This is a genomic window from Rossellomorea aquimaris (genome assembly GCF_001877785.1).
Taxonomy (GTDB): domain Bacteria; phylum Bacillota; class Bacilli; order Bacillales; family Bacillaceae_B; genus Rossellomorea; species Rossellomorea aquimaris_A.
Window position 1 is genome coordinate 103,615 of record NZ_MINN01000128.1, and the last position, 16,924, is coordinate 120,538.

Consider the following 16,924-nt stretch of genomic DNA (forward strand, 5'->3'; position numbering starts at 1 on the left):
AAGGGGATATGTTATGAAGGAAAAGAAACGAACGGAAGCAGGCTGGAATTTAGACGACAGCTACACATCTCTTCCGCAGAATTTTTATAAAAAACAGATGCCGACACCCGTCCATTCGCCGCACCTCGTCATCCTGAACGGTTCGCTCGCTGAGTCACTCGGGCTGGATATGGATATCCTGCAGAGTGAATCGGGGGTGGAAGTGTTTGCGGGCAATGAGCCGCCGGAGGGCGCTGAGCCGTTGGCACAGGCCTATGCTGGGCACCAGTTCGGGCATTTCACCATGCTCGGGGACGGCCGTGCGGTCCTGCTGGGTGAACAGATGACGCCAGCGGGTGAACGCTTCGACATCCAACTGAAGGGGGCGGGGCGGACGCCTTATTCAAGGGGAGGAGACGGCCGTGCCGGACTCGGGCCGATGCTCCGCGAGTATATCATTAGTGAAGCGATGCATGCCCTCGGGATCCCGACGACAAGGAGTCTTGCGGTAGTTACGACAGGTGAATCCATCATCCGGGAAACAGAACAGACCGGAGCCATTCTTACGCGTGCGGCGTCAAGTCACTTGCGGGTCGGAACCTTTCAATATGCCTCGAAGTTCGGATCTGAAGATGATGTCCGTTCATTGGCCGATTATGCGATCGAACGTCATTATCCGGAAGCATCCGGCGCGGAGAATCCGTACCTCCAATTATTGAATGGAGTGATCGGGCGCCAGGCTGAACTGGTGGCTAAATGGCAGCTTGCGGGCTTCATCCACGGTGTGATGAATACCGATAACATGACGATCAGCGGGGAAACGATCGACTATGGGCCTTGTGCCTTCATGGATACCTTTGATCCGGCAACGGTATTCAGTTCGATCGACAGGCAGGGACGTTATGCATATGGGAATCAGCCGCCGATTGCAGGCTGGAATCTTGCACGTTTTGCCGAAACGCTGCTGCCGCTCCTTCATGAAGAGAGCGAGCATGCAGTCGAAATTGCCCAGGATGCGATTTCCGAATTTCCGAAGCTGTATCATGCCCGCTGGCTTAAAGGGATGAGGGCTAAGCTTGGATTGTTCGGGGAAGAAGAGGGAGACAAAGTCTTGATTGAAGAGCTCCTTGGCATGATGCATGAACAGAAAGCCGACTATACCAATACCTTCCGCACCCTTACATTTGGCCGGGAAGAGGATTCTGCTTTATTTTCTTTAGAGGCATTCGTTCAGTGGAAAAAGCGCTGGCAAGAGAGGCTCGGACGTCAGCAGATAACGAAAGAGGATGCATTCAATCTCATGAAGAACAGCAATCCGGCGGTCATCCCGCGGAATCACCGTGTGGAAGAAGCACTTGATGCTGCAGTGGAGCGGGGCGATCACAGCGTAATGGAAAGGCTGCTTGGAGTTCTTTCCCGCCCCTATGAACATTCTCCGGAACAGGAAGAATACTGTGCGCCGGCGCCTCCGTCGGAACGTCCATACCGCACGTTCTGCGGAACCTGATGCTTGAATGTCCGGCCCCTTAATGTGAGGGGGGTAGGTAAGAGGTGGTTTTTTGTACATTGAAAACACATCCTATTTTGGATGTGTTTTTTATTTTGCTTTATTATAGTACTTGGATAGTTATATTTAACTAGTAAAATAGTATTATTTTTAATCGGAAAGGGTATAGGTAAGAAAGTGATTATTCTTGGGGAAAAGAGGGAGAGGCAATGATTAATATTGAGGAATATATCATTAATCTGTGTCTCATGATTTCATTCATTTATTTGACCTCTTTATTGTACAAACATTTCCTCATGGAAGCAGACAGAGAATGGAAGGAAGTAACTCTTGTCGTGATTGCTGCACTGACCGGGTGGGTATCGATGTATTTCGGCATCCATCTGACCGAATCGGTGATTTTTGACCTGCGCTTTGTCCCGATCATCGTGGCATCCCTTTATGCCACAAGGCGCCGTTACATCGTATGGGTGGGAATAGGCATCGGTTTGATGAGATTCACCTTCGGCTTCAGTCTGGCGGCCGCGGTGGGATTCATTAATATGGTTTTCCTTGCACTGATGGGAGTGTTGATTTCCTATCTGACCCGGTCCTGGACGTACCGGAGGAAGATGTGGACGGTGGTCCTGGCATTGAACCTGCTTAATACACTCATCATCGTCCTGCTGGGAGTGATTCCGATTAACGATATTCTGCGGATGATCATGCCGACCGTATTCCCCGCAAACATTCTATTAAGCCTGCTGCTCGTATGGATTGTGAAAGATATGATTGATGAACATGTGAATAAACTGGACTTGATGGACAAGGCAGGCAGGGATCCATTGACGAAATTATACAACCGAAGGGCGTTCCTGCGTTATTTTAAAAAATACAGTGAAGACGAGAGGATTTTCCCTTTATCCCTCGGCTTTATCGATATCGATCATTTCAAAAAAGTGAACGACCAATTTGGCCACAGCACAGGTGACCTGGTGCTGCAGCATGTCAGCGGACTGATTGCCGGCAGCCTGCGGAATGTTGATATTGTGGCAAGGTACGGAGGGGAAGAATTCGTTGTCCTTCTGCCGGATTGCAGCCAGGAGAATGCAAGGATGATCATGGAACGGGTAAGGGAAGCCGTAGAGGGCGATCCGTTTCGAAACAACGGAGTCACCATAGGGATTACACTGTCTGTTGGAATTGCCGCCACACCCGGGGTCGGGCCGAAAGAACTGCTGGAAGCGGCCGACCGGGCCGTTTATCTGGCAAAGAATAAAGGCAGAAACAGGGTGGAGAGTGCATGACCAAATGAGACAGGGAAGCCCGTCTCTCCATATAGTGAAGAGGGATGGGCTTTTTGGGTTTAAAGCCGAACGATTGTTAAATAAATAAAATTAAAATTCGTATTTAGTATTGAAACTGACTCCCCCCTCTGTTAGACTTACTTCGTAATCAACTACATAGCACACTCGTATAAACTCAGTAATATGGTCTGAGAGTCTCTACCTGGTTCCCATTGGAAGAACCGGACTACGGGTTGAAGTATTGTTCGGGTTTCCAATGTAAATCCGAACAACGGGGATATAGTGTGCCTTGTTTATCCATACTTTGACTTTACGGTCCGGAAGGTAGAGAGAAAATTCTCTTTTTCCGGACCTTTTATTGTCTTTACGGGAGACATCATTCAACAGGAGGGTACAACATGGTAAAAAAATTTATTTCATTCATCATCCTTGCGGCTTTGGCTGTGACGGGGCTTACGGGGTGCAGCTCGTCCAAGGAACAGGGCGCTGCAGAAGCGAAGGAGAAGCAGCCGATCATCGTTCAGGGCCCGATGCCCATCGAAGCTGAAAAACTGGCGGGGCATCTGGAAGATGTAAAAGAAGAAAAATCAGGATCATTCGTTTTTTATAAAGGGAAGCTGGAAGGCTACCCGGTCATCATTGCAAAGACAGGAAAGGGTATGGAAAATACCGCGGCCGCGACTGCACTGGCCATTGAAAAATATGATCCGGCAGCCATTATCAATCAGGGGACATCCGGAGGTCACGATCCTGAATTGAATGTCTTTGATATCGTGCTGGGGGAAAGAACGGTAAACTTGGGGTCGTTGAAAACAGGCGCTCTGAATGAAGGCGAAGGCATCGAACCGAAGGAATGGATCCCGATGGACTTGATGGCTTCTGAAGGAAGTGCCGGGGAAGATCCTGATGCAGAGAATATCCGTTATTTCGAAGGCGATGAAGACCTGCTGGCAGCGGCTAAAGCCGTGAAAGGGAAATACGAGAAGGGGAAAGTCGTCGAGGGGACGATCGGTTCCGCCGACGTTTGGAATAATGAAGTGGACCGCATCAACTGGTTCCATGAAAAGTATGGCACCTCTGTGGAGGAAATGGAAGGAGCTGCCGGTGCGCAGATCGCGGCCGCTTACGACGTTCCATTTCTCGGAATCCGCGTGTTGTCCAACAATAAAGTGAACGGCGGGCAGTACAACCCCGATACAGCAGAAGCCAACCAGGCATACGTGTTGGAAGTCCTGAAAGAATACATTAAAACAAAATAAACCAGCCTGACGAAATAAGCCCGTCCCTCCATGTGTTCATCCATTAACCATGTGTGGGGCGGGCTTTTTTCCGAGTGTTTGTGTGTTTAGAAAAGGAAATGATAAGGGAAAGATATCTCTATGTGAGGATCCGGGATCGGAAAATGGTTACCGGAACGAATACTGGGAGGGATTATATGAGAGCCATTGTAATCGATCAATATGGAGATAAGGATGTACTTAATGAACGGGAAGTGGAGCAGCCGGATATTGGAGACAATCAAGTGCTCCTGTCCAACCGTGCTACTTCCATCAACCCGATTGACTGGAAGGTACGTGAAGGATATCTGAAAGATATGCTTCCCTTTGATTTTCCCATCATCCTGGGCTGGGATGCAGCAGGAGTCGTGGCAAGGAAAGGGAAGAATGTAGAGGGCTTCGAAATTGGAGACAGGGTATTTGCACGCCCCGATACGACCAACCGCGGTACATATGCTGAATATGTTGCCGTGGATGATCATCTGCTCGCCCCGATGCCGGAGTCGATGAGCTTTGAAGAAGCTGCAGCCATCCCGCTTGCAGGATTGACGGCCTGGCAGTGCCTGGTTGACTTTTCCGATATCAAAGAAGGGGATAAGGTCCTGATTCATGCGGGCTCCGGGGGAGTCGGGAATTTTGCCATCCAGATCGCCAAAAGCTTCGGAGCGCATGTCGCCGCTACGGCAAGCGGCAAGAATGAAGAGTTTGTGAAGTCGCTCAGGGCAGACCAGTTCATCAATTATAAAGAGGATGACTTCAGCGAGGTTCTTAATGATTTCGACATCGTCCTCGATACAATGGGCGGTGAGGTCCAGTCGGGCAGCTATAAAGTATTAAAAAAAGGCGGGAAACTCGTTTCCATCGCTCAGCCGCCGAATGAGGATGAAGCAAAGGAGTACGGCATCGAAGCCGGATTCCTGTGGCTCGAGCCGAAAGGTGAGCAATTGAAACAGCTTGCAGATCTCTTTGAAAAAGGTCAGCTGAAACCGGTCATAGGCGACACCTTCCCCTTCAATGAACAAGGGTTGAAGGATGCGCATGCGTTGAGTGAAACCCATCATGCAAAAGGGAAGATTGTAATAAAAATAAATGAAGTTTAATCTGAAGAAATTAAGAAAAGGCTTCGGGATCCGAACATGATCCCGAAGTTTTTTTGGCCCGTCCCTCGCTGCGCTGACGCATTAGCGCGCCGAGGGACGGGCCCTGTTTTTTCATTGGTTCTTATGGTAAGATGATGAACTTAAAGACATGCAGCAGATAGGGCGGAGGGAACGCATGAGCAAACCAAAGAAAAAAAGCGGAACGGGTCAAGGTACCGGCAAGAAGGGCTGGAATCGCTGGCAGGCGGGAGCCAATAAGGCAAAGAGCAATAAACCTTATAAGAGTAAAGGTGTGAAGCACGGGAACAAATCGGATGCAGACAAGTAAGGAAGGCCAAAAAAGCCGGCTGCAGCCAACTTCTTTCATAAAGATTTGCTTTTAGTTTCTTTACGTGTTAAGGTTAGTAAGAATTATTTTTGTTCGGTCTGTAAGGAATGAAAGTATTTAAACTTTTCGCCTTTGATATCTAACTTGAGCAACAATAGTAATAACATGTGGACTTGACTCCACGCAGGAGGAAACAATTATGGAACAAGGTACAGTAAAATGGTTTAATGCAGAAAAAGGTTTCGGTTTCATCGAAGTCGAAGGTGGAGAAGATGTATTCGTACATTTCTCAGCTATCCAAGGCGAAGGATTTAAATCTTTAGACGAAGGCCAAAAAGTAACGTTTGACACAGAACAAGGTCAACGCGGACTTCAAGCGGCTAACGTAAACAAAGCGTAACAGCTTTAAACGAAGGACTCTCTTTGCAGGGTCCTTTTTTTATGCGTACATTTAATAAAAAATGAAAATGAGGGTGTTATATGAATACGAAACGATTTTCCGATTTCGGACTCAGCGTGGAAATTGCCAGGGCCCTGACGGAACTGGGGTATGAAACTCCGACTGAAGTGCAGTCAAGGGTACTGCCTGTGGCGTTGGAAAAGAAAGATCTTGTCGTAAAATCGCAGACCGGAAGCGGAAAGACGGCTTCATTCGGGATTCCGCTTTGTGAAATGGTGGAGTGGGAAGAGAACAAGCCTCAGGCACTGATCCTCACCCCTACCCGGGAGCTTGCGGTCCAAGTGAAAGAAGACATCACCAATATAGGGAGATTTAAGCGGATCAAAGCCGCCGCCGTATACGGGAAATCCCCTTTTCACCGTCAAAAGCTTGAACTGAACCAAAAAACGCATGTGGTCGCAGGTACACCCGGCCGTGTACTTGATCATATCGAAAAAGGGACATTTCCGCTGGATAAGCTGAATTATCTTGTCATCGATGAAGCGGACGAGATGCTCAATATGGGCTTTATCGAACAGGTTGAAGCGATCATAAAGGAACTCCCTGCCGAAAGAGTGACATTGACATTCTCAGCCACACTGCCGGAGGATGTCGAATCGCTTTGCCACAAATACATGAAAGACCCCGTGAACATCGAGGTGAAAGCGAAGGGCATCACCACTCATAACATTGACCACTCTGTCATACAAGTGGATGAGAAAGATAAGTTTTCACTGCTGATGGATGTGACGACCGTTGAAAACCCGGATAGCTGCATCATTTTTTGCCGGACCAAAGAGAATGTGGATAAGGTCTGTGACGAGTTGTTTGATAAAGGATTTCCGGTCGATAAGATTCATGGCGGCATGAATCAGGAAGCCCGTTTTGAGGTGATGGATGAATTTAAACGGGGAGAATTCCGTTATCTTGCCGCAACAGATGTGGCGGCAAGAGGGATTGATGTCGAGCGGATTTCACACGTCATCAATTATGATCTTCCACTTGAAAAAGAAAGTTACGTCCATCGAACCGGAAGAACAGGGCGGGCAGGGAACTCTGGAAAAGCGATCACGTTCATCACTCCTTATGAAGAAAAATTCCTGGAGGAGATTGAAGCGTATATCGGTTTTACGATAGCGGAAGTTCAGGCTCCTTCAAAAGACGAGGTTGTGATGGCGGCAAGTGCTTTTGAGGAAAAATTAAATCGAATGCCGGACATCAAATCAGATAAAAGCGAACGATTAAACAAAGAAATCATGAAGCTTTATTTCAACGGCGGGAAGAAAAAGAAGCTAAGGGCAGTGGATTTTGTCGGAACCATCGCCAAAATTGAAGGCGTGACCGCAGACGACATCGGCATCATCACCATCCAGGAAAACCTGACCTATGTCGATATACTCAACGGAAAAGGTCCGCTTGTTCTCCAAGCCATGAAAACCACCCCCGTTAAAGGGAAGAAACTAAAAGTCCACGAGGCAAGAAATTAAAAAGGCCCGTCCCGCGGCACGCTGACGAATTAACGTGCCGAGGGACGGGCTTCTGCATTTTGGCATTCCGGGCAGTAGTAAAGTCTCCTGGAAGCAGCTTGTGTTTTTTCGATTTCGGTGCCGCATATGAAACAGTGTGCGCCTTCCCGGTTGAAAACCCAGTGACGATAGCGGGAGCGCTTGACACCTTCAGCCTTCAATTTTTCTGCGAGCTCAAGATCATTCGTGATTCCTCCTGTCCGGTAAGATTGTTCCATCAATCGGATGATGGCTCCGGCAGCTTTTACAAGTTGATCTTCACTGCAATCAATTGGACGGAGAGAGGGATGGATGCCTGCAGAAAATAGAATTTCAGATCTCAAATAATTCCCGATCCCTGCCACGAATCCCTGGTCTAACAAAAGGATTGCCCATCTTCTTCTTAAAAACTTCCTATCTCTTATCCGCTGCAGCAGATCCCGAGTGGTAACCTTCTCACTCAAAATATCAGGCCCGGCCTTCGCAATGAAAGGATGCTCGCTGACCTCCTCGTCTCGCAGCACGTCAATATCGGATGAACTGTACAGAAGTGCGGACTTCTTCTCATTATGTAACGCCAATCGCAGCTGACGATTAGTCTTGGGATAGTTATATACATTCCTTACGTACCATTTTCCGTAAAGCTGATTATGTGAGTATATGGTGTAGCCATTGTCAAAGCGGATCAGCATGGCTTTCCCTTTGGTGTCTACCCCCGTCACAACAGCACCCTGCAAGATATCCTCATAACCCTGCAGTTCCTGAAAAGCAAAATAAACATCCGCCACCTGTTTGTGCTGAAGGGCGCGTTCAATTTGATCGGCCGCCCTCCTGATTTCTGGACCTTCCGGCATATATTCTCCTCCTTTTAATATAGAAGTTCCCTGATTTAACACGTTGTAATCCCTTAAAGCCCGTCACTCGATGCACTAACGCATTAATGCACAGAAGGACGGGCTTTAAGACGGCAGTTTACAAGGATGGTACAATGGAGAAATAGCAGCTTTGAGGAAATAAACGATCACACGGAGATGAATTTATGAAAACAATAACAATCGAACCAAGTTCGTATATATATACTTTTACATTTGAACCAAATGAAGAAGGCTTATGTGCGTTGGAGAGGCGCGCATTATTCAGTGTTGACTCTGAATCCGGTATTGTTGAAAGTACGTATGAAATCAATCCAAGCAGAAGCCCGTTCATAAAAGAAAGGCTCGGCATCATCTGCGAGGGTGAGAGTATAGAAGAATTAACAGAGGAAGTAAATAAATTAGAATCCTTCGATGGTTTCAAAATTGTTTTTGTGCAAAATCCCGATCATGAAAGAGTAGGCTTTAAAAAACTGCGCAAAATCGAAAAGGAAGTCGGCCTTCATATGAAGGGTGCAGCGGAACTGATCGACCCCTCCATTTGGCTCGGCATCCTGAACACGGGTGAGAAATGGGTGCTTGGGGAATACTCAAAAAACGAAGCGATCTGGTTAAAGCATCAATGGAAGCCGCACAGTTATTCAACTGCCCTCGGCACCCGCGTCGCGAGGGCCGTCGTGAATATTGCTGCCCCCAAAACGGATGGGGTGAAACTTATAGACCCATGCTGCGGCATCGGGACGGTACTCATCGAAGCGTTATCAATGGGCATCGATATCATCGGAAGTGACCGGAATCCTCTGATCCTATCGGGAGTGAGGGAGAACATGGATCACTTTGGCCTCAATGGGGAAGTCACATGCAGGGATGTACGCGACGTCACCGGGAATTACGATGCAGCCATCATCGATCTTCCTTATAATTTATGCTCGGTGATCACAGTGGAGGAGCAGCTTGAAATGCTCCAGAGTGCAAGGCGGTTTGCTTCTAAAGTCGTCATCGTCACCGTCGAGGATGTCGACCCCGTTATCCTTGAGGCCGGGTTCACGATTACGGACCGGTGCGAGGTCACGAAAGCTAATTTTGTCCGCCATGTTATTGTGTGCAAATAGACACGGCCTGAAAAAAGTGACTGATAAAAATTACTAAAAGGCTTTAGTTGGAGTTTCCCATTAATACATGCTATATTTGTGCGAATAACAAAGAAAGCAATTTGTATGAGGAGAGAATGACATGAATCAGAAGTGGGAAGCTGCAATTGATTCTTTATCCGAGGTGACTGTCACGTCCCATCCCAATAATGAACCAGTCACGATCGCGGGCGGACATGACCGCCTCCGCTGCATCGGAGTGGGGACGGATGCGGCTGTTTTCCAGCATCTCGATGTTCCGGAATTTGCTTTTAAAGTGTATGCAGAAGAAAAGGCTGACAAAATAAAGATTGAAGAAAAGGTCTACGGCATGATCGGGGATTCACCTTATTTCTCCACCTGCTATGCTGCTTATGATACCTTTCTCGTCCTGAGTTATGAAGAAGGCATCACACTCTTTGACTGCATCCTGCAAGGTGTCCATATCCCCCGGCAGGTCGTGAAAGATGTAGAAGATGCCCGGGATTACGTACGTGAAAAGGGCCTGAACCCCCGCGACATCCATTTGAAAAACATCCTGATGAAGGACGGGCGGGCGAAGATCATCGATGTATCAGAATATATACTTCCGGGAAACGATTTCCGCTGGGAGCATCTGAAAAAGGGCTATGAGGATTATTATCAGCTGATTGACGGGAAAGCGGTCCCGTTCTGGCTGGTCGAAACCGTCCGCAAATGGTACAACCAGTGGAATTCGTCTTATGATGAATTCATGAAGATTGTCTTGAAGTTCACTTCGTTTCGATAGGATGACGATAGAGAGGCGCTTCCCTGTATGACAGGGGGGCGTCTTTTTTTAGGTACTTTTTCCTGCAGCCCCCTCATAAAAAGGGGTTATTCAACATAAAGTTTACATCAGGAGGTGGTGCAGTGATGAAATGGACAAAAATCTTACTGGGTGCGGCTTTATCGATTTCTTTTTTTCTGCCATGGTTTGATGCAGTTGCTGATACGGTGACGGGTGCGAGGTTTCCTACACTGATAGGCGAACTGGGGGCCATCGGTGGAAGCTTAGCAGATTTCGGTCTGTTAAAAGGACTCTATTTCCTTCCCGTGTTCGGCGTGATAACAGTTGTGTTGGCATTCAAGAATAATGGGTTTTACAGCCGGATTGCGGCTTTCGTATCTGGTTCCGTGAGCTTGCTGTATATGATTGTATTGCTCGCTTACAGCACCGGGGAAATGGTGGATTCGATGATGTACGGAGTCCTGTACACATTCATTGCAGGAATGGGGCTGCTCCTTGCCAGCGCTATGGAGGGCTCAGCCGAAGCAGGAGAGAAACAGATTCAGCAAAGCGTTTAGGAGACTCTTTTAGAGGGTCTTTTTTTTATTAGGTACGATTATAAAAGGATATCAATCAACGATGGAGAAATCCTTAGGTATATAGAATCAGGGGGGATACAGTTGAAGGGGTTCGATTACAGGCGACATGACGGATTAGGTCTTGCGGAGTTAGTGAAGAAAAAAGAAATCCTGCCACTAGAATTGGTGGAGGAGGCGATTACATACATCGAAGCCTTGAATCCAGATTTGAATGCAGTCATTCATAAGATGTATGAAAGGGCAAGAGAAGCAGCGAAGGCGGAGCCCCAAGGTGCATTCGCAGGTGTACCAATTTTGTTAAAGGATATCACTCAGGAATTGAAAGGCGAGCCATTGACTGCTGGCTCAAAAGCCTATCAAAACTACCGTGCAAAAACGGATTCGGAATATGTTAGGAAGATGAGAAAAGCAGGTGCTGTTTTTCTTGGACAGACCAATGTGCCTGAGTTCGCCCTGGTCGCTGTCACAGAACCCGTTCAATACGGTCCGACCAGAAATCCCTGGAACCATTCTTATACGCCTGGCGGCTCGAGCGGAGGCTCTGCTGCTGCGGTAGCTTCAGGCATGGTCCCGATTGCAGGGGCTAATGATGGAGGGGGATCCATCCGAATTCCCGCTGCTTATTGCGGTCTCTTTGGATTGAAGCCGACAAGGGGACGAACGCCGGTGGGGCCAAACTATGGACGGTACTGGCAGGGGGCATCGGTTGAACATGTTTTAACGAGGTCGGTGCGGGACAGCGCAGCCATGCTTGATGAATTAAAGACTTATGAAAAAGCGGCTGCTTATCATGCCCTTCCTTTTAAAGGAAGTTATCTGCAAGCAGCTGGGACCCCGTTGGGAAAACCTATGAAAATTGCATTCTCAACTGCATCACCGATCGGTACGGAGGTACATTCGGAGTGTAGGGAAGCCGTCTTGAAAACGGCAGCGTTATTAGAAAGCATGGGCCATGAAGTAGAGGAATCAGATGCGCCGGTGGATGGAAGGAAAATCGCCAAAAGTTACTTGACCATGTATTTTGGAGAGACCGCGGCTGCTATCGCTTCACTTGAAGAAGTTCTGGGACGTAAAGCGGCATTTGCTGATGTGGAGCCGGCAACCTGGCTGTTGGGAATGCTGGGAAAAGCGACCACTGCTGAAGAATTTGTCCTCAGTATCCGGGAATGGGACAAAGCAGCATATCATATGGAAACTTTCCATGAAGCCTATGATTTCTACCTGACTCCAACGACTGCCTATCCACCTGCTGAGATAGGGGAATTGGAGCCGGCTGCTTCAGAAAAAGCACTAATCAAAACGATTGGTAAATTGGGTCTTGGCGGGCTGTTAAAAAAAGCAGGGATCGTTGACAGGATTGCTGAAAAGAATTTGATGCGGACACCGTTCACCCAACTCGCAAACCTGACAGGACAGCCTGCTATGTCAATCCCGATGCATATGACGGCAGAGGGGCTTCCGGTCGGAGTCCAGGTGACTGCGGCAAAAGGACGCGAAGAGCTGCTTCTTCAATTGGCTGGAGAACTTGAGCAGGCAGATGATTGGAAAGCTGCGCGTCCGGGTTTTGACGATTAAGATGAAATTAGTCTTCATGCCTACCTTATTTCTGATAAACTGGTAATGTGCATTTTATGGTAAATAAAGTAGTCGGGAGAGATGATGGTGGCATTATTATTTGAATTTGTGAAAGATTTTTCTATTAAACTCGCGGATCTTGCCGTACGCATTGAAGGCAAAATGTTTGAAGAGCCTCAAGCTGCGTTGATGCAGGCCCGTTTATATAATGAGGAAATAGTGAAATTAATCAGTGAAGAAGAAGAGATGGAAACCGTTTATGCGCTTAAGCATGGAGAACGCATACATAAATTGTTTCGTGCGAATGCGATTGACGAAGAGATGTACATGAAGTTTGAGTGGATACGTAAAAAAGGGAATAAAGCGGTGCATGAAGTGACAGACGCCAACATGACAGACATGCTCCAGGCCCACCGTTTACTATTTGATATAAGTGTGTGGTACATGCAGGTATATGTGTCTCATACCTTTGAGGCGCCTGTCTACAAAGTTCCTGTTCCTCTCCGTTCAACTGCAGCAAGTGTGGAGGATATAGAACGGTTCATTCAACCTTATGTAGATCAGAAATTGGACAGTATGTGGGCAGAAATCCACCGCCAGCTTGACGATCTGAAAAGTGGTAAAGAAGCCTCTCCTTCACCATCAACAGCAGTCATTCAATTGCGATACAAAAACAATACACTTACTATTCCAGATGAGACAGCCGGGAAGCCACTAAAGGAGCTGCCGCTTCCCGGGTGTAAGTATTTGTTGTCTGAATTAGCACGCGTTGGAATGAACTCTCTTAAACAACTGCCTGGTTCCCTTGACCAATTGCATATGGAACTGAGGGGGATAGGTACACATTCTATGGACAAGTTTTGGGAGCAGCTTTTATTAATGAAAGGGACGGAGATTGTTTCAGACATGAAGACGGCCGCCAATACAGTGCAATTAAACGATGAGATCTATAATGTATTTACAAGTGCGGGATTTGTTTTGAGTAATAAGACTAAAAAAGCCGCAGAATTTGAACATAAAGAGAATGAAGAAATTGTGTATCTGCTTCCGAATAAACAGACGACAGTCGTTATTCATCCGGATACTGCGGCTGCACATTTTGAAATCCCCGAAAAACCAAACTACAGTACCGCATTAAGACGTTTCCCGAAAGAATCGGAAGATAGGAAAACGCCGATCAGCTACGGTTTTTCATATAAATTTGATCATTCCTCTGATTTACGCGATTTCCTGATGAAGGTGGGAAGCCTGACAAAAATCAACTGAATTTCCGAGTTATCCGCCTGATCCCGGGCATGCTAAAGCATGAATACAACGGGGGTCAGGCGTTTTTTGTGTGTCAATTCAATCAAAATATGACACTTGTCATACCGAGGCTATGACACCTACTACTAAAAATATGTTCCTGCTTCCTATATAGTTGTTCTTACAACCCAATGAAAAGGGGATCTGAACAAATGACAAATCTTAAAACATTGAAAAAACAAGTAGCACCTTTTGAAAAAGGGACAACAAAAGAAAGTATCTGGCAGCTGATCAACACGGTGATACCGTTTATTATTTTATGGGTCCTTGCCTATCAAAGTCTTTCCGTATCGTATTGGCTTGCTTTAGTGCCAATGGTGATTGCTGCGGGATTCCTGACAAGGATTTTCATCATTTTCCATGACTGTACGCATTATAACTTCTTCAAGAGCCGCCGTACGAACCGGATCGTGGGTACCGTTATGGGCGTCCTCACCCTGTTTCCATTCGATCAATGGGGACATGATCATACCGTCCACCACGCAACAAGCGGCAACCTGGATAAGCGCGGCACCGGCGACATCTGGACACTCACAGTCGATGAATACAAGGCATCGCCGCTTAAATTGCGCCTGGCTTATCGATTCTACCGCAGTCCGATCGTCATGTTTGTCTTGGGACCGATCTGGGTCTTCCTGATTAAAAATCGATTCAACCGCAAGAATGCCAGGAAAAAAGAACGCAAGAACACATATCTTGTCAACGTACTGATTGCAGCAGCCGCAGCCCTTTTATGTGTGACAGTCGGCTGGCAGCAGTTCCTGATCGTACAGGGTTCGATCTTTATGATCTCGGGAGCAGCCGGCATTTGGCTGTTCTACGTTCAGCATACGTTTGAAGACTCTTATTTTGAAGAAGACAAAGAGTGGGAATATGTGCTGGCAGCAGTGGAAGGAAGCTCTTACTACAAGCTTCCGAAGGTCCTTCAGTTCCTTACCGGTAATATCGGTTACCACCATATTCACCATTTAAGCCCGAGGGTGCCGAACTACAGACTGGAAGAAACGCATAACAGCATTCCTGAACTTCAGCATGTGCCAACGATCACTTTGGCAACGAGCCTGACATCCCTTAAATTCCGTTTATGGGATGAAGACAGAAAGAATTTCGTCAGTTTCAGGGATGTCAAATCACTTCCAAAAACGAATATTTCCACACAGGCAAAACCTGAACTGTAAACAAATAAAAGGTCTGTCCTTCAGCAAGTTGAAGGACAGACCTTTTTGTTATGAAAGGCTGATTTCTAAAAGATTGTTGCTTTTCGTAAACTGGCTAGTAGCCTGAATGCTGCTTGCGGACTTGCTCTTTTCGAACTCCACTTAAATAACAAAAGAACGGACACTAGAAAATACCCAAGTTCCGGTATTTTCTAATGTTCAGAGCAACAAAATATGCGAAAAGTGCCTTATTAAAAGAACAAATTCAAAAGATAGTAAATGATCGCTGCAAGGGATGCAGAAATCGGCAGGGTGATCACCCATGTAATCAGCATTCTTTGTGCCGTACCCCATTTAACCCCTCTCAATCGGTGGGCTGAACCCACGCCGAGGATGGAGGAGGAAATGACATGTGTCGTACTGACCGGCAGATGGATCGCGGTCGCACCGAAGATCACGGCAGCGCCAGTCAGATCGGCAGCCACTCCGTTGACCGGACGGATCTTCATGATTTTCCCTCCGACGGTCTTGATGATCTTCCACCCGCCGATGGATGTTCCGAGCCCCATCGCAAGGGCACAGGAGAACTGAACCCATGTCTGGATGTCATCGGATGTTTGATAATTGTTCACAATCAGGGCCATCGTGATGATCCCCATCGCCTTTTGCGCATCATTTGTCCCGTGTGTAAACGACTGGAGGGCCGCCGTCGCAATCTGGATGAAACGGAAGTTCCGGTTTGTTTTTGCCAGATTCCTGTTCTTGAACACCACTTTAAAGATGCTGTAAACGATAAAACCGACCACAAACGCAAGGATCGGAGAAAGAAGCAGTGCTTCAATGATCTTAATAAACCCGGTGTAGTTCAACGCATTGAACCCTGCTGCTGCTATGGCCGCCCCTGCAATCGCCCCGATCAGGGCATGGGAGGAGCTGCTCGGGATTCCGTAGTACCAGGTAATCAAGTTCCATGCGATCGCTGCAAGAAGGGCAGCGAGAATTACGGTTGTCCCGTTTTGAAGCGTGAACGGATCGACAATATCCTTCGTGATCGTCTTTGCCACTCCTGTGAATGTCATCGCGCCGACGAAGTTCATCCCGGCAGCAAGGATGATCGCATGTCTCGGCTTAAGCGCCTTGGTCGAGACGGAAGTCGCAATGGCGTTGGCCGTGTCATGGAATCCGTTGATGAAATCAAATGCCAGGGCAGCGACCACGATGAGAATCGTTAAAATTAAAACTGTATCCATACGTGATTACGCTCCTTACGCATTCTTCATGATGATGGCTTCGAATGTATTGGCTACATGCTGGCAGTAGTCTGCAACCTGTTCGAGCTCTTCATATATCTCTTTATATTGGATGATGCGGATCGGGTCTTTTTCAGTGTTGAACAGATGCTTGATGGATTGTCGGAGGATCCCGTCACACTTTGATTCCAAATCTTTGATCTTGATGGAATGTTCTCGTAGCTGTGTCCACTTTTTCGTTGACAGCAGTTCGACAGCCGCTTCGATTTCATCACTGCATTGACGGATGGCTGCCACGAACTTCAGCATATATTCGTCTGCCTGAGTGATACTGTACATTTCGAACATGGCAGAAGTATGCTCAAGGCCGTCCAATACATCGTCCATACTCATCGCAAGCGCAAGGATGTCCTCGCGTTCAATCGGTGTGATAAAGACTTTATTCAAATCCTTGATTACATCGTGGACAAAACTGTCACCCTTCGTCTCAAGTTCCTTCATATGGCCGGAAAAGGTTTTTAAATCACTGATATTGGTGATTTTATAGTCTGCGAAATAATGGGCGCCTTCCTTTAAATTACCCGCAATGCTGCTCAAAAGAAGGGCAAACTTGTCTTTTTTCTTGAAAACCATTTCGTTTAAAACCTCCACATACATCTTAATTTAAATTACTAAACTATATCATCATAGCGTAAAATGTCGAAAAGAGGTAGTTGTATCACGAAAATAATAGTCTAAAAATTTTCCAAGTATTCCTTCGCGATTTGAATTCCTTTCTATTATAGTGAGAAATATATAATGATAATCAACTGAAAGGAGAGGCCTGCAAAACCCGGCATGAACTGTCGGATGGTCCGTTCAAAACCC

The 16,924-nt window shown here is 47.0% G+C and carries 16 protein-coding genes and 1 riboswitch; of the genes, 13 read left to right on the forward strand and 3 right to left on the reverse strand.

Features of this window, described 5'->3' with window-relative positions; genetic code table 11:
* Window positions 1-13: 13 nt before the first annotated feature.
* The 7 genes from BHE18_RS19000 to BHE18_RS19030 all read left to right on the forward strand — a co-directional run bounded on the left by BHE18_RS19000 (window position 14) and on the right by BHE18_RS19030 (window position 7,403).
* Window positions 14-1,486 (forward strand): protein adenylyltransferase SelO, encoded by a 1,473-nt coding sequence (locus BHE18_RS19000; protein WP_071620080.1) that lies wholly within the window; start codon window positions 14-16, stop codon window positions 1,484-1,486.
* 209 nt (window positions 1,487-1,695) lie between these two features.
* Window positions 1,696-2,772, forward strand: coding sequence for a GGDEF domain-containing protein (locus tag BHE18_RS19005; protein ID WP_071620081.1), 1,077 nt, complete (start codon window positions 1,696-1,698; stop codon window positions 2,770-2,772).
* A 145-nt stretch (window positions 2,773-2,917) separates the two neighbouring features.
* Window positions 2,918-3,021, forward strand: a riboswitch (purine riboswitch).
* A gap of 149 nt (window positions 3,022-3,170) precedes the next feature.
* Complete coding sequence (locus tag BHE18_RS19010) at window positions 3,171-4,031, forward strand: 5'-methylthioadenosine/S-adenosylhomocysteine nucleosidase (protein ID WP_071620082.1); 861 nt, start codon at window positions 3,171-3,173, stop codon at window positions 4,029-4,031.
* A 176-nt stretch (window positions 4,032-4,207) separates the two neighbouring features.
* Window positions 4,208-5,149: an NADP-dependent oxidoreductase gene (locus tag BHE18_RS19015; protein WP_071620083.1), complete on the forward strand. Its 942-nt coding sequence runs from the start codon at window positions 4,208-4,210 to the stop codon at window positions 5,147-5,149.
* 175 nt (window positions 5,150-5,324) lie between these two features.
* Window positions 5,325-5,477 carry a DUF3934 family protein gene (locus BHE18_RS19020; protein WP_071620084.1) on the forward strand — a complete coding sequence of 51 codons (153 nt, stop codon included), beginning with the start codon at window positions 5,325-5,327 and terminating at the stop codon, window positions 5,475-5,477.
* 199 nt (window positions 5,478-5,676) lie between these two features.
* Window positions 5,677-5,877: a cold-shock protein gene (locus tag BHE18_RS19025; RefSeq protein ID WP_071620085.1), complete on the forward strand. Its 201-nt coding sequence runs from the start codon at window positions 5,677-5,679 to the stop codon at window positions 5,875-5,877.
* An 80-nt stretch (window positions 5,878-5,957) separates the two neighbouring features.
* Window positions 5,958-7,403, forward strand: coding sequence for a DEAD/DEAH box helicase (locus tag BHE18_RS19030; protein ID WP_071620086.1), 1,446 nt, complete (start codon window positions 5,958-5,960; stop codon window positions 7,401-7,403).
* A 29-nt stretch (window positions 7,404-7,432) separates the two neighbouring features.
* Here BHE18_RS19030 and nei read toward each other — a convergent pair whose 3' ends face one another.
* Window positions 7,433-8,275: an endonuclease VIII gene (gene nei, locus BHE18_RS19035; RefSeq protein ID WP_071620087.1), complete on the reverse strand. Its 843-nt coding sequence runs from the start codon at window positions 8,273-8,275 to the stop codon at window positions 7,433-7,435.
* A gap of 185 nt (window positions 8,276-8,460) precedes the next feature.
* On the opposite strand from nei, the gene BHE18_RS19040 reads away from it, so the two are divergent.
* The 6 genes from BHE18_RS19040 to BHE18_RS19065 all read left to right on the forward strand — a co-directional run bounded on the left by BHE18_RS19040 (window position 8,461) and on the right by BHE18_RS19065 (window position 14,828).
* Window positions 8,461-9,405: a TRM11 family SAM-dependent methyltransferase gene (locus BHE18_RS19040; protein ID WP_071620088.1), complete on the forward strand. Its 945-nt coding sequence runs from the start codon at window positions 8,461-8,463 to the stop codon at window positions 9,403-9,405.
* A gap of 121 nt (window positions 9,406-9,526) precedes the next feature.
* On the forward strand, window positions 9,527-10,192 hold the full coding sequence (locus tag BHE18_RS19045; RefSeq protein WP_071620089.1) for a serine/threonine protein kinase: 666 nt from the start codon (window positions 9,527-9,529) through the stop codon (window positions 10,190-10,192).
* 122 nt (window positions 10,193-10,314) lie between these two features.
* On the forward strand, window positions 10,315-10,749 hold the full coding sequence (locus tag BHE18_RS19050) for a hypothetical protein (protein WP_141771940.1): 435 nt from the start codon (window positions 10,315-10,317) through the stop codon (window positions 10,747-10,749).
* 102 nt (window positions 10,750-10,851) lie between these two features.
* Complete coding sequence (locus tag BHE18_RS19055) at window positions 10,852-12,345, forward strand: amidase family protein (RefSeq protein WP_071620091.1); 1,494 nt, start codon at window positions 10,852-10,854, stop codon at window positions 12,343-12,345.
* Window positions 12,346-12,432: 87 nt separating this feature from the next.
* Window positions 12,433-13,611 (forward strand): DUF4145 domain-containing protein, encoded by a 1,179-nt coding sequence (locus BHE18_RS19060; protein WP_171910754.1) that lies wholly within the window; start codon window positions 12,433-12,435, stop codon window positions 13,609-13,611.
* 191 nt (window positions 13,612-13,802) lie between these two features.
* Complete coding sequence (locus BHE18_RS19065; RefSeq protein ID WP_071620093.1) at window positions 13,803-14,828, forward strand: fatty acid desaturase; 1,026 nt, start codon at window positions 13,803-13,805, stop codon at window positions 14,826-14,828.
* A gap of 230 nt (window positions 14,829-15,058) precedes the next feature.
* On the opposite strand, the gene BHE18_RS19070 is transcribed toward BHE18_RS19065, so the two are convergent.
* Together BHE18_RS19070 and BHE18_RS19075 are read right to left on the reverse strand one after the other, a co-directional pair.
* Window positions 15,059-16,057 (reverse strand): inorganic phosphate transporter, encoded by a 999-nt coding sequence (locus BHE18_RS19070; RefSeq protein ID WP_071620094.1) that lies wholly within the window; start codon window positions 16,055-16,057, stop codon window positions 15,059-15,061.
* Between the two features lie 15 nt (window positions 16,058-16,072).
* Window positions 16,073-16,690 carry a DUF47 domain-containing protein gene (locus BHE18_RS19075; RefSeq protein WP_071620095.1) on the reverse strand — a complete coding sequence of 206 codons (618 nt, stop codon included), beginning with the start codon at window positions 16,688-16,690 and terminating at the stop codon, window positions 16,073-16,075.
* Between the last annotated feature and the right edge of the window lie 234 nt (window positions 16,691-16,924).

Bases quoted from the DNA above. Each gene is read 5' to 3' on its own strand.
- BHE18_RS19020 (WP_071620084.1), top strand. From the start codon at position 5,325: ATGAGCAAACCAAAGAAAAAAAGCGGAACGGGTCAAGGTACCGGCAAG.
- BHE18_RS19025 (WP_071620085.1), top strand. From the start codon at position 5,677: ATGGAACAAGGTACAGTAAAATGGTTTAATGCAGAAAAAGGTTTCGGT.
- BHE18_RS19030 (WP_071620086.1), top strand. From the start codon at position 5,958: ATGAATACGAAACGATTTTCCGATTTCGGACTCAGCGTGGAAATTGCC.
- BHE18_RS19075 (WP_071620095.1), bottom strand. From the start codon at position 16,690: ATGGTTTTCAAGAAAAAAGACAAGTTTGCCCTTCTTTTGAGCAGCATT.
- BHE18_RS19000 (WP_071620080.1), top strand. From the start codon at position 14: ATGAAGGAAAAGAAACGAACGGAAGCAGGCTGGAATTTAGACGACAGC.
- BHE18_RS19045 (WP_071620089.1), top strand. From the start codon at position 9,527: ATGAATCAGAAGTGGGAAGCTGCAATTGATTCTTTATCCGAGGTGACT.
- nei (WP_071620087.1), bottom strand. From the start codon at position 8,275: ATGCCGGAAGGTCCAGAAATCAGGAGGGCGGCCGATCAAATTGAACGC.
- BHE18_RS19015 (WP_071620083.1), top strand. From the start codon at position 4,208: ATGAGAGCCATTGTAATCGATCAATATGGAGATAAGGATGTACTTAAT.
- BHE18_RS19065 (WP_071620093.1), top strand. From the start codon at position 13,803: ATGACAAATCTTAAAACATTGAAAAAACAAGTAGCACCTTTTGAAAAA.
- BHE18_RS19005 (WP_071620081.1), top strand. From the start codon at position 1,696: ATGATTAATATTGAGGAATATATCATTAATCTGTGTCTCATGATTTCA.
- BHE18_RS19010 (WP_071620082.1), top strand. From the start codon at position 3,171: ATGGTAAAAAAATTTATTTCATTCATCATCCTTGCGGCTTTGGCTGTG.
- BHE18_RS19070 (WP_071620094.1), bottom strand. From the start codon at position 16,057: ATGGATACAGTTTTAATTTTAACGATTCTCATCGTGGTCGCTGCCCTG.
- BHE18_RS19040 (WP_071620088.1), top strand. From the start codon at position 8,461: ATGAAAACAATAACAATCGAACCAAGTTCGTATATATATACTTTTACA.